General features: G+C 63.2%; 10 protein-coding genes and 1 pseudogene. 6 read left to right on the plus strand and 5 right to left on the minus strand.

What is annotated here, in order from left to right:
* Positions 1-36 precede the first annotated feature (36 nt).
* A complete protein-coding gene (locus NKH22_RS10360; protein ID WP_023733367.1) occupies positions 37-441 on the plus strand; it encodes a YciI family protein in 405 nt (134 codons plus the stop codon).
* 27 nt (positions 442-468) lie between these two features.
* Here NKH22_RS10360 and NKH22_RS10365 read toward each other — a convergent pair whose 3' ends face one another.
* Together NKH22_RS10365 and NKH22_RS10370 are read right to left on the minus strand one after the other, a co-directional pair.
* Positions 469-1,938: a pyridoxal phosphate-dependent decarboxylase family protein gene (locus NKH22_RS10365; RefSeq protein ID WP_352909479.1), complete on the minus strand. Its 1,470-nt coding sequence runs from the start codon at positions 1,936-1,938 to the stop codon at positions 469-471.
* Between the two features lie 19 nt (positions 1,939-1,957).
* Positions 1,958-3,042: pseudogene (locus NKH22_RS10370) on the minus strand (PLP-dependent cysteine synthase family protein).
* Between the two features lie 215 nt (positions 3,043-3,257).
* On the opposite strand from NKH22_RS10370, the gene NKH22_RS10375 reads away from it, so the two are divergent.
* On the plus strand, positions 3,258-5,273 hold the full coding sequence (locus NKH22_RS10375) for a transcriptional regulator (RefSeq protein ID WP_352909480.1): 2,016 nt from the start codon (positions 3,258-3,260) through the stop codon (positions 5,271-5,273).
* Positions 5,274-5,370: 97 nt separating this feature from the next.
* On the opposite strand, the gene choV is transcribed toward NKH22_RS10375, so the two are convergent.
* The 3 genes from choV to NKH22_RS10390 form a co-directional block, all read right to left on the minus strand.
* Positions 5,371-6,552 carry a choline ABC transporter ATP-binding protein gene (choV, locus tag NKH22_RS10380; protein ID WP_023669996.1) on the minus strand — a complete coding sequence of 394 codons (1,182 nt, stop codon included), beginning with the start codon at positions 6,550-6,552 and terminating at the stop codon, positions 5,371-5,373.
* Entirely contained in the window at positions 6,549-7,403 is an 855-nt protein-coding gene (gene choW, locus NKH22_RS10385; RefSeq protein WP_352510465.1) for a choline ABC transporter permease subunit, read from the minus strand. Before choW ends, choV begins: the two co-directional genes overlap by 4 nt.
* 137 nt (positions 7,404-7,540) lie before the next feature.
* A complete protein-coding gene (locus NKH22_RS10390) occupies positions 7,541-8,476 on the minus strand; it encodes a choline ABC transporter substrate-binding protein (RefSeq protein ID WP_023686157.1) in 936 nt (311 codons plus the stop codon).
* Positions 8,477-8,713: 237 nt separating this feature from the next.
* Between NKH22_RS10390 and NKH22_RS10395 the strand changes: the two genes are divergently transcribed.
* From NKH22_RS10395 to NKH22_RS10410, 4 genes are all read left to right on the plus strand, one after another.
* Positions 8,714-9,325 carry a thymidine kinase gene (locus NKH22_RS10395; protein ID WP_023683669.1) on the plus strand — a complete coding sequence of 204 codons (612 nt, stop codon included), beginning with the start codon at positions 8,714-8,716 and terminating at the stop codon, positions 9,323-9,325.
* A 14-nt stretch (positions 9,326-9,339) separates the two neighbouring features.
* Positions 9,340-10,518 carry a glycosyltransferase gene (locus NKH22_RS10400; RefSeq protein WP_352804000.1) on the plus strand — a complete coding sequence of 393 codons (1,179 nt, stop codon included), beginning with the start codon at positions 9,340-9,342 and terminating at the stop codon, positions 10,516-10,518.
* A gap of 84 nt (positions 10,519-10,602) precedes the next feature.
* Complete coding sequence (locus NKH22_RS10405; RefSeq protein ID WP_023669991.1) at positions 10,603-10,986, plus strand: c-type cytochrome; 384 nt, start codon at positions 10,603-10,605, stop codon at positions 10,984-10,986.
* 321 nt (positions 10,987-11,307) lie between these two features.
* Positions 11,308-12,396, plus strand: coding sequence for a hypothetical protein (locus NKH22_RS10410; RefSeq protein WP_023669990.1), 1,089 nt, complete (start codon positions 11,308-11,310; stop codon positions 12,394-12,396).
* Positions 12,397-12,412: the final 16 nt, after the last annotated feature.

Below are 12,412 nucleotides of genomic sequence, written 5' to 3' on the forward strand. Positions count from 1 at the left end.
AATAGTGCGGCCGCTCGAACAGGAGGAGATCGCCGCATGCTTTACGCCATCTTGGCCTATCACGTCGAACAGACCATCCAGTCCCTGACGCCGCAGCAGGACGCGGCGCTGATGCACGACCTGCTCGAGGTCAATGCCAGATTGACCCGCGAAGGCAAGCTCGGGCCGGCGGCAAGACTGGGCGCGACCGCCGACGCCGTCACGCTGCGTGGTCCGGGAGACGGCATCGTCATCGACGGGCCGTTTGCCGAGACCAAGGAACAATTGCTGGGTCTTTATGTCCTCGACTGCGCCACGCAGGAGGCGGCGATTGCGGCTGCGCGCGACTTGCGCCGCGTGAACCCCTCGGCGGTGTACGAGATCCGGCCGATCACATTTTACCTTCCCGGCCTGGCGTTCCCCGTGACGAAGGGCGATTTCCAGGAGGCCGCCAGCGGCTGAGAGCCGCTTGCCCTACCCCATGGCCGGTCAGGCAGAAGCGATCTCGTTGCCCAGGCGGACCGTGTCGGCGACGAGAAGGTCGAGATCCTCGCGCCGGGTCCGGTGGTTGTTGATCGCCACCCTCAGGCAATGCTGGCCTTGCACCGTGGTATCGGAAATGGCGGCGATGCCTTCTTCCTGCAGCCTCAGCATGATCTCGGTGTTGAGCGCCTTCGAGCGCTCGCCATCGAGCCCTTCCGCGCGATAGCGGAAGCAGACGATGTTGATGCTGGTCGGCGCTGTCAGTTCGAGCGCCGGTTGAGCCTCGATCAGGCCTGAGAGATACTGCCCCTGCGCAATGTTCTGGTCGATCAGACGGCCGAATTTTTCGACGCCGTGTTCCCGCAGCGCCATCCACACTTTCAGCGCCTTGAAGCCGCGTGTCGTCTGCAGACCGTAATCGTGCAGCCATTGGCCGGAGGCGAGGCCGCGCGTTGTCGATTCCAGATATTCCGGCGTCACCGCGAAGGTCTTGCGATGCGCCGAGGCATCCCTGACCAGCGCGCAGCCTGCCTCGAACGGAGCGTGCAGCCATTTGTGGGGGTCGAGCGCGATGGAATCGGCCCATTCGATGCCGGCGACACGACGCGCATTCTCGGGCGCGATCGCGATCAGCGCGCCGATGCAGCCGTCGACATGGAACCAGAGATCCTCCTCAGGCGCCAGCTTGGCCAGCGCCTGCAGATCGTCGATGGCGCCGGTGTTGACAGTGCCGGCATTGCCGATGATGCAGGCCGGCTTGAACCCGGCCGCGCGATCTTCCGATATCGCCGCCCGCAAAGCTTCGATGTCGATGCGAAGTCCGGCGTCGCTGGCAATGCGCCGCAGCGCCTTGTTGCCGAGGCCGAGCGCTTCCATCCCCTTGCGGTGACAGGAATGGACCTGGTCCGAGCCATAGAAACGCAACGGCTTTTCGATTGCTCCAACGCCGTGCTCGCGCACGTCGATGCCGGCCTTGGTGTTGCGCGCCACGGTCAGCCCGATGATGTTGGCCATCGAACCGCCGCTGACCAGCGTGCCGCTGGCCGAAGCCGGCATGCCCATCATCTGCTTGCACCAGTCGACCACCTGGCCGTCCATCAGGGCGGCGGCATGGTTGCCGCCGCCGAGATTGGAGCCCTGGATTGCCGCCAGGAAATCGCCGATCGCACCGGTAAAATTGCTCGACCCCATATACCAGGACCAGAAGCGCGGATGGATGTTGCCCATCGGATAGAGCATCACCTTGTCCACGACATCGCCATAGATGTCGGCAAGCGGGGTCGGCGATTGCGGCAGCGAGGCGGTGAAGAAATGCCTCACATCTCCAGGCATCTCCTGCCACACCGGCCGTTGCCTGACATCGCGCAGGTAAGCGACGGCATCGTCAACGATCCGATGCGACAGGCTTTGCACATCGGCCCAGTCCGAGGGGTCAAGCGTTTCCTCGGCAGCCGAGGTGACAGGCATCGCGTCCATGCAATTTGCTCCCGCGTCATCATGCCGGGAACTGGCAACCGGGCGTCGAGCGCGAGAGAGCAAGCTCTTCCGCATTCATCTCGGCCTCGATGCCGTCGAACAAAGGCGTGGTCATGTAGCGTTCACCGGTATCGGGAAGCATGCACAGGATCACCGATCCGGCCGGTGCCGTGCCGGCGATCTGGCGCGCCACGGCAAAAGCCGACCGCCGGAAATGCCGGTGAAGATGCCTTCCTGCTGCGCCAGCGCCTTGGCCCATTTCATGCCCTCCGGCCCGGCGATCGGCATCACCTCGTCATAGAAGTTGCCATCGATGGCCTCCTGCAGGACGTGCGGGATGAAATCCGGCGTCCAGCCCTGGATCGGGTGCGGTTCGAAAGCCGGATGGCTGGCGGCCGGCGCTCCGCCGGCGCCACGCATCTGCGGCTTGCCGCTGCCGACAAGCTGCGCGTTGGCCGGTTCGGTGAGCACGATCCGGGTCTCAGGCCGCTCGCGGCGCAGCACCCGCGCCACGCCGGCGACGGTGCCGCCGGTGCCGTAGCCGGTGACGAAATAGTCGAGCCGCGAGCCGGCGAAATCGTTGACGATCTCGCGTCCCGTGGTTGCTTCATGGATGTCGGCGTTGGCCTTGGTCTCGAACTGGCGGGCCAGGAACCAGCCATTGGCTTCGGCCAGTTCCACCGCCTTCTTGTACATGCCGAAGCCTTTCTCGGCGCGCGGCGTCAGCACCACCTTGGCGCCCAGCATCCGCATCAGCTTGCGGCGCTCGACCGAGAAACTGTCGGCCATCGTCACCACCAGCTTGTAGCCCTTCTGCGCACAGACCATGGCAAGACCGATGCCCGTGTTGCCGCTGGTCGCCTCGACGATGGTCTGTCCCGGCTTGAGCGCGCCGGTGCGTTCACCTTCCTCGATGATGTTGAGCGCCAGCCGGTCCTTCACCGACGCAGCCGGATTGAAGAACTCGGCCTTGACGTAGATGGTCGCATGCGCCGGGCCGAGATTGTTGACGCGGATGACCGGCGTGTCGCCGACCGTATCGAGAATGCTGTCGAAAAGGCGGCCGCGGCCTGCCGTGGTTCTGATTTTCTGCTGATGCAACATGGGTAAACTCCTGGTTCTTGCTCACGGGCCGGTTACACACCGGCGGTTTGGGCGACGAGGTTTCGACACCTTGCCGCACTACAGGTCTTTGAAGTGCCACAATGTGGAAAGCACCACATTCGGCACACAATCTGCGAGCCGGGTGTGCACTTTGTCGCGTTCGGTGATAAAACAAGGTCCGGTGGGCAAGCGTGGGAAAAGGCGTGGAAACAGGCGTGGAATCGAGCCAGGCAAGCAGCCGGAAAGGCCTGTCTCTGCGGCTTTTCGGCCCGCTGGCGATTGTGCGCGACGCCGCTCCGGTGGCCTTGCCGGCATCGCGCAAGCTGCGCGCGCTGCTGGCCTATCTGGCGCTGGCGCCCCATCCGGTCGGACGTGGCAAGCTCTGCGAGTTGCTGTGGGACGTTCCAAATGATCCCAGGGGTGAGCTTCGCTGGTGCCTGAGCAAGCTGCGGGCCGCGCTCGACGAACCGGGCCGCGGCCGGATCGTAACCGTGCATGATACGATCGTGCTTGATCTCGACGGTATCTCGGTCGACGTGCTGGATGTTGGCGCGGCAACTGCCGCAGGCATCGAAACGCTCGAGCCGACGCGACTGCAGTTGCTCTCCGACCTGTTCGTCGGCGACTTCCTCGAAGGGCTGGAGATCGACCGCAGCCCTCTCTTCAACAGCTGGCTGACCGCGCAGCGCCGCCGTTTCGGTTCCTGCCAAGCTGCTATACTGGAACATCTGGTCAAGACGCTGCCGGCCGATTCCGAAGACGTCTCCGCCCATCTCGAAAAATGGCTGGAATTGACCCCGTTCGACAGCAGCGCCCATGTCGCACTCCTGGTGAGGCTGGCGCGGCGCGGCCAGTTCGGCGCCTGCGAAGACCATCTTGCCGCTGCGGCATCGCTCTTCCAATCGGAAGAGCTGGATTTCGGCCCTGTGCGCCAGGCGTGGCTTGCCATTCGCGCGGAACGTCACTGCGCGACTTTGCCGGCACAGCCTGCGGTGGCGCCGGTGGCGGGCCACAGCCCGATCGCGCGTGCCCCCACCGAAGCCGCGACACCGCACAAGGCTTCGCTTGCCGTCATGCCGTTCGCCGAAGATGCCGGCGGCGTTCGTGGTGGGCTGGCCGACGGCTTGACCCATGACATCATTACCCGCCTCGCCAAGCTCAGGGATTTTTTCGTCATTGCCCGCGGCTCGGTCTTTGCCCTGGCGGAAAAGAACATCGCGCCGGAGGATGCCGGCCGCCGGCTGAATGTCGACTATGTCGCCACCGGCTCGGTGCGCAGTCTGGCGGGCCGGCTGACCGTCACCGTCGAGCTTGTCGAGGTTCGCACGGCCAGGATCGTCTGGGCCGAGACCTTCGAGCGCAAGCCCGAGGACATCTTCATTGTCCTCGACGACATCGGCAACAGCATCGTGGCCTCTATCTCATCCGAGATAGAGATGGTCGAGCGCAACCGCGCCATGCTGAAGGCGCCCAATTCGCTCAACGCCTGGGAGGCTTACCATCGCGGCCTCTGGCACATGTATCGCTTCACCCGCAGCGAGAACGACCTCGCACGGCATTTCTTCGACATTGCTGTCAGGCAGGATCCGACCTTCACCCGCGCCTATGCCGGCCTCTCCTTCACCCACTGGCAGAGCGCCTTCCAGCGCTGGGGCGACCGCGACCAGGACAGCGTGCTTGCCTTTGAGGCGGCCGGCCAGAGCCTTTTGGTCGACGATCATAATCCCGCCGCGCACTGGGCGATGGGCCGGGCGCTGTGGCTGCGCGGCGAGGGTGACGCGTCCGTGCTCGAACTGCAAAAAGCCGTCGACCTCAGCCCGAACTTCGCGCTTGGCCACTATGCGCTGTCCTTCGTGCATTCGCAGTCGGGCGACCCGCACGCGGCGATCGGATCGTCGGATCATTCGCGCCATCTGTCGCCGTTCGACCCGATGCTGTTCGGCATGCTGGGCGCACGCGCCATGGCGCATGTCCGCCTCGGCCAGTTCGACGAGGCAGCCGAATGGGCGCTGAAAGCGGCTGCCCGCCCCAACGCCCATGTCATCATCCTGTCGATCGCCGCTCACTGCCTGGCGTTGGCGGGGCGACTGGACGAGGCGAAAACTTTCGCCGCCGCCATCCGCAAGACGCTTCCGGACTACCGTGCGGACGACTTCATCCACACCTTCCGCTTCGACCGGGATGCCACAGCCCTGTTCAAGCTCGGCGCCACGCGCATCGGGCTGGCTTAGAGCATGATCCCAAAAAGTGGGTACCGGTTTTTGGAAAAGATCATGCTCCAACAAAGGGTTAGATCATGATGAGATTTCAACCAAATCTCATCATGATCTAGCGCCGCAACACCGCGCTCAGCACATCGCGTATCCCGATCGCGCCGACAAAGCGCGACTGGTCGTCGAACAGCGCCACGGGTGCCGTCTGCGAGCGGTGCATGGCCAGCATCACCGTCTTCAGCGAGGTTCCGGGGTTGGCCCAGAACACTTGCGCCGTCTCCTCCGGCTGCGCCTCGACATCGGCGCACGACACCCACACCGCCGGTTTGCCGTCGCGCTCGGCCGCCGCCACCAGCCCGTGCTCGTCGATCTTGAAACGCGTCGTCTTGCGCCGGTCGAGCCACACCCAGCCATTATCGCCGTGCTCGAGGTCGCGGCTGTCGCGCATGACGTTCCAGGCGGTCAGCACCGACAACGGATTCACATTGGCGATGAAGTCGCGGACATAGTCGTTGGCGGGCTTGAGCACGATGTCTTCCGGCGCCCCGGTCTGCACGATGCGCCCGCCTTCCATGATGGTGATGTGGGTGCCGATCTTCAGCGCCTCTTCCAGATCATGGCTGACGAAGATGATGGTCTTCTTCAGCTCCGCCTGCAGCTGCAGCAATTCGTCCTGCAGCTTGGTGCGGATCAGCGGATCGAGCGCCGAGAACGGCTCGTCCATCAGCAGGATCGGCGCCTCGGTGGCGAAGGCACGGGCCAGGCCGACGCGCTGCTGCATGCCGCCGGACAGTTCATGCGCGTATTTCTTCGACCACTGGTCGAGATTGACCAGTTTCAGCTGGCGTTGCACGCGCTCCTTGCGCTCTTGCTCCGGCACGCCGGCGAGTTCGAGGCCGAGGCCGACATTCTCCTCCACCGTACGCCAAGGCAGCAGGCCGAACTGCTGGAACACCATCGCCACCTGCTTCTGGCGCAGCCGCCGCAGCGTCGCCTGATCGCAGGTCACGACATCGACGATATTGTCGCCGTCCTTGACCAGCACCTGGCCGCGCGACACCACGTTGAGCCGGTTGACCGCCCGCAGCAGCGTCGACTTGCCCGAGCCGGATAGGCCCATCAGCACCGAGATTTCGCCCTCATGGACGGTCAGGCTGGCGCCGGCGCAACCCAGCACATTGCCGGTCTTTTCGAGGATTTCGGCGCGCGTGGCGCCGCCGTCGATCAGCGCCAGCGAACCGGCCTGGTCGGACCCGAAGACGATATCGACATTCTTGAAGTCAACGGCGACGGTCATTTCTTGCCTCCAACGCCGATACGCGTCATCCGGTCGAGCACGATGGCGAGTACGACAATCGCCAGGCCCGCCTCGAGCCCGAGATCGATGCGGCGCGAGCCGAGCGCGCGGTTGATTTCAGTGCCGAGGCCGCCGGCGCCGATCAGTGCTGCAAACACCACCATCGACAGCGACAGCATGATCGATTGCGTCAGCCCGGCCATGATGGTCGGCAGCGCTGAGGGCAATTCGACCTTCCACAGCAGCTGCTGCTTGGTGGCGCCAAACGCCTCGCCGGCCTCGATGATCGACTTCGGCACCGAGACGACGCCGAGATGGGTGAGCCGGACCGCGGTCGGGATGACGAAGATGATGGTGACGATGAGGCCGGGCGCGTTGCCGAGACCGAACAGGGTCAGGACCGGGATCAGGTAGACGAAGGTCGGCAGCGTCTGCATCAGATCGAGCACCGGCAGCATGATGCGGTAGACCTTCGGCTTGTGCGCGGCCCAGATGCCGAGCGGCACGCCGATGGCCATCGCCATGGCGGCGGCGGCCACGACCAGCACCAGCGTCTGCACCGTCTGCTTCCAGAGGTTCTGGTTGATGATGAAGATCAGGCCGAGAAAGACGCCTATGGCCAGCGGGCGCGAGCGCTGCAGCAGCCAGGCGACGATGGCGATGATCAGCGCCAGCAGCACCGGCGGCACCACCAACAGGATGCCAACCAGCCCGTCGAGCAGGAAATTGAGGCCATTCGAGAAGGCCCTGAACACAGTGTCGAAATTGTCGGTGAGGAAACCGAAGAACGCCTTTCCCCAGGCGCCGATCGGTATCTTGTGATCGACCATGAATTTCGAAATCGGATCCATATCGCCCCTCTCATGCGAGAGACCGCCTGCTTCCGGCCTCCGCTGTCGTTAGGTCATCTTCTCACAGGATATGAAAAAGGGCAGCCCTTTCTAGATTGGCTGCCCTTCCTGGTTCGGCTTTGCCGAATTCAGTCGGCTCAGCTTCCGAGCGCGGTCTTGACCGCCGCTGCCGCATCGCCGCCATCGAAGGTGGTGACGCCGGCAATCCACGGCGCAACCGCGTCAGGGTGCTTCTTCAGCCAGTCGGCTGCGACCGTGTTGGCGTCGCCGCCCTTCAGGATCGCGTCCATCATCTCGCCTTCCATGTCCAGGTTGAACTTCAGGTTGGCGATGAACTTGCCGGCATTCGGGCATTCGGTGGTGTAGCCCTTGCGCACATTGGTGTAGACGGTGGCGGCGCCGAAGCCGCTGTCGCCCATGCCGTCGAGATAGGTGAGCTTCATGGCGCCCATCACCGGATGCGGCGTCCAGCCGAGGAACGCGATCCACTCATTGTTCTTGATCGACTGCTCGGCCTGCGTCAGCATGCCGGCTTCCGAGGACTCGACCAGCTCGAAGCCTTCGAGATTGTCCTTCGGGTTCTTGATCATGTCGAGGATGATGCGGTTGCCGTCATTGCCCGCCTCGATGCCGTAAATCTTGCCGTTGAACTTGTCCTTGAACTTGCCGATGTCGGTCAGCGACTTGACGCCGGCCTCCGCGACATAGGTCGGTACGACGATGCCGTAGCCGGCGCCGGTCAGGTTGGTGCCGATCGTCTCGACCGAACCATCGGCGGTGTAGTCCTTGATGTCGTTGGTCATCGAGGGCATCCAGTTGCCGAGGAAGACGTCGAGATCCTTGTTTTTCAGCGACGCCATGGTCACCGGTACCGATAGCTGGATCGTCTGCGGCTCGTAGCCGAGCGCGGTGAGCAGCACCGAAGCGACGCCGGTGGTTGCCTGGATGTCGGTCCAGCCGACATCGGAAAGGCGCACCGCCTTGCAGCTCTCCGGATCGCCGGCAAGTGCAGCGCTCGTGGACAGAAAAGTCGCCAGGCCGAGGCCGGCGACGAAGGTGTTCATACGCGACATTGGCAGTCTCCCATTGTGATTCTTTGGCGAAGCGTAGTTACGGTTTCTCTGCCCGCCTTGTTTCGTCAGCCAAACACCATTCTGGTGTGGTTTCAAGCGCTAAGACAATCACGATCAACGGCGCGGACTGGCCAAACAGCGACACGCCCGCCGCTTTTTGGATTGCAGACGGCTTTTCCCATGAAATGCAGCGGTGCCCTCTCCCCGCGCCGCGCCAACTCGGCTTAAAAGGACGGCATGGCCAAGCTCTACTTCCACTATGCGACGATGAATGCCGGCAAAACGACAATGCTGCTGCAGGCGTCCTACAATTATCGCGAACGCGGTATGACGACGATGCTGTTCGTCGCCGGCCACTACAGAAAGGGCGACACCGGGCTGATCTCGTCGCGCATCGGCCTGGAGACGGAGGCCGAGATGTTCCGCGACGGCGACGATCTCTACGCTCGCGTCGCCGAGCATCACGAACATACGACGGTGCATTGCATCTTTGTCGACGAGGCGCAATTTCTCGAGGAAGAGCAGGTCTGGCAGCTCGCCCGTATCGCCGACCGGCTGAACATCCCTGTGATGTGCTACGGCCTGCGCACCGATTTCCAGGGCAATCTGTTTTCCGGTTCGCGAGCGCTTCTGGCCATCGCAGACGATCTGCGCGAAGTGCGCACCATCTGCCGCTGCGGCCGCAAGGCGACGATGGTCGTGCGTCTCGGCGCTGACGGCAAGGTGGCCAGACAAGGCGAACAGGTGGCGATCGGCAAGGACGTCTATATCTCGCTCTGCCGCCGCCACTGGGAAGAGGAAATGGGCCGCGCCGCGCCCGACGATTTCATTGGCTTCACCAGAGGCTGAACGGCCGGGACAACATGAAAATTCTGCAGTTCACAGTTGATTGCCCGTTTCCGCCGGTCTCCGGCGGAGAGATCCGGAACGCCGCCAATGCACGCGCCCTGGCATCGATGGGCGAGGTCCTGACGGTAAGCCTGACTGGCGCCCCGGCACCCTCCACACCGCCGAACATCCGTCACCGGATCATCGAGGCAGCGCGCGGCAGGGCGCCCTGGGGCAGGCGCAGCCCGCACCCGACCGTGCATATGATGCCGGACGACGAGCTGGCCGAAGCCGACGTCATCTGGAGGGAATTCGCGCCCGATCTCGTGGTGATCGAGGAGATCGTGCTTTCGCAGCTGCTGACGCTGGCGCCGAAGCATCGCGCGCGCACCGTCCTTGACCAGCACAACATTGATTCCCGGACGGTGTCCGACCGGATCGCCGGCCTGACGCTGTGGCAGCAAATTCGAGACTGGCGCCAAAACAGGCGAAGGAAGGCAGAGGCGCGCGAAGCCGACAGGTGTGCGGCTGCCCTGGCCGACCAGGTCTGGGTTTGTTCGCGGGCCGACGAAGCGCTTCTGTCCGCTCTCGGCCCCGTCAACGACATCAGGTTCGTCGCCAACCCCATTCCAGACGAGAGCGTGCTCTCCCTGCCAATTGCTGCCGAGCGCTTCAGTGAGCTCAGCCTGTGCTTCATCGGGCATCTCGGCTATTTTCCCAACATCGACGCCGTCAAGCAGATCGGCCGCGCGATGGCGCCGTGCCTCGCCGCCTCCGGCCGGCCCTGGTCGATCACCGTCGCCGGCAGAAACCCGCGCGATGTCGTACGCGGTCTATGCACCAGGCATGGTCTGCGGTTGATCGAGAACCCGCCGCATCTGCCGGAATTGCTTGGCCGCGCCGGCTATGCGCCGATCCCGCTGCGCTTCGGCGGCGGAACCCGCATCAAGGTGCTGGAGGCGATGGCGGCGGGCCTGGTCGTCGCCGCCACCGAAAAGGCCGTCGAAGGGCTTGGCCTGCAGGCGGGCAGGCATTTCCTGTCCAGCGACGATGCCGGCAAGTTGGCATTGAAAATCATCGATCTCGCGACACGCCCGCAAGCGGCCGCCGAGATGGCGGAGATCGGCCGCGCTTTCGTGCGCGACAATCATTCGTCGGCGGCGATTGAAAAGCAGGTCAAGCAGGCGGTCGCAGCGATCCCGCGCACGGATTGAGCCCGGCTGCTATCCACCGGCATACGGCGTTTGTTAAGGCCTGCAGCCTATTTTGCCCTCAGCCAGAGCCAGCCGGGAACCGCCATGCTTCGAGCCATTTCATCAGGCCTTGTCATTTACTTGGCCGGTATCCTCGCCGCGCTGGCCGACGGCGATGCAGCACTTGGCAAGAAAGTGTTCTACCGCTGCATGGCCTGTCACGAGGCGGCAAGCGACCGCGACAAGGTCGGCCCGCATCTCCTCGGTATCGTCGGCCGCACCGCCGGCACCGCCCAGAATTTCAACTATTCGCAGGCCATGAAGGACGCCGGCGCGGCCGGCCTCGTTTGGGACGAAGCCAACCTCAAAGCCTATCTCGGCGCTCCCAAGCTGAAAGTACCCGGCAACAGGATGGGCTTCTCCGGCCTGAGCAGCGACGAGGACATCGCCAACGTCATCGCCTATCTGAAGGCCGATCCGAAGCCTTGAACGGCGCGATGCGTAGCGTGATGGCGACGGCTTCCGCCAGCTGTCTCGCGCTTGCAACTCATTGAGCCCTCTGTCGAATTCAGCACACCCACACTGTCCGAGATCGACTTCTTCGCAGCCGTCAAAGTTCAATGACAATTGAACAATACTTGGCCGGCTGGTTAATCACGCCATGACCCCGCCTTCATTGCCTTTCAAGACGACCAGGCATTTTTTTGTTTTCGGGGCGGGTCTTGTCTTGCGTCTTCCAATCCCCTGATACCCCACATATATTCGCCGCTGTTCGCAGCCAGCGACCGGAAGCCGAAGCGGGAGGCCCCTATGGCGACATTGCAGAATTTCGATGCCGAAATTGCCAAGACCAGGCAGGTCGTGCAGGACATGCGCTCCAAGATCGAGCAGTCGGGCACGGTGCTTGATACGCTGGCCACCGCCGACAAGAAGATCGGCGACGCCAATTTCGACATCGAGAATGCCCGCATCGAGGACGTGCTGAAGCAGCAGAAGGTGATGGAAGGCAACATTGCCGACCTGATCATCGGGCTGGAAGACGCCACCAACGTCTTCGGCACCGAATTCGAGAGCATGAAGAACTACACCGGCTGGGAAAGCTTCGTCGGCGTCTTCTCGGCGCAACGCAAGCAGCGCATGCGCACCGACCGCGTCCGCAACATGTCGCTGGCCGGCAATCTGCAGGAGCTTCTGGTCAAGTCCGACACCATCGTCGGCATCCTGAAAGCGCAGAAAGAGGTCCTCGACCAGCGCTACAAGACCTCGGAAAATAGCCTGTCGCAGGTGATCGAGCGCCGCAAGGTCACCATGACCAACCTCGAGGCGGTGCAGAAGCGCATCGAGGAGGTCAATCCGCTGCTGCTCGACATCGAAAACAAGATCGCCGCTTCTACCAGTCAGAAGGAGCGCACGCAGCTTGAGGGCGAGCGCTCGAAACTGGCGACCGAATACAATGAAAAGCAGGCCAAGGAGCAGGAGCTTCTGGCCGAAAGCCAGACGCTGGAACGCTACACCTCGATGTTCCAGACCTTCGTCGATTCGCTCAACAATCAGATCGCAGCGCAGTCGACGCTGATCAACAAGCTGACCATCGATACCGAGCAGCGCATCGTGCTCTACAAGGCACTGGAAGATTCCTTGAAGACCGCCGCCCAGCAGGATGTCGCCCACAAGATCAACACGCTGGGCAGCCAGGTTGACAACACCGCCGAAGAGACCATGGCCGGCATTGGCGCCGCCTCGCAAAAGCACATCGGCGATCTCCTCGAAATGCACGAGAAGAACATGGTCGCCAGCTCCGACATCCAGCGCCGCAAGAAGCTCGCCGACGACGCCTTCGCCCGCCGTTTCGACGACGTGATGAAGAAGCACAATTCGGCCAACTACGTGCAGTCGTAAGGAGCGGCTGCACGCG

Origin of the sequence: Mesorhizobium sp. M1252, from assembly GCF_040318265.1 — a bacterium.
GTDB lineage: Bacteria > Pseudomonadota > Alphaproteobacteria > Rhizobiales > Rhizobiaceae > Mesorhizobium.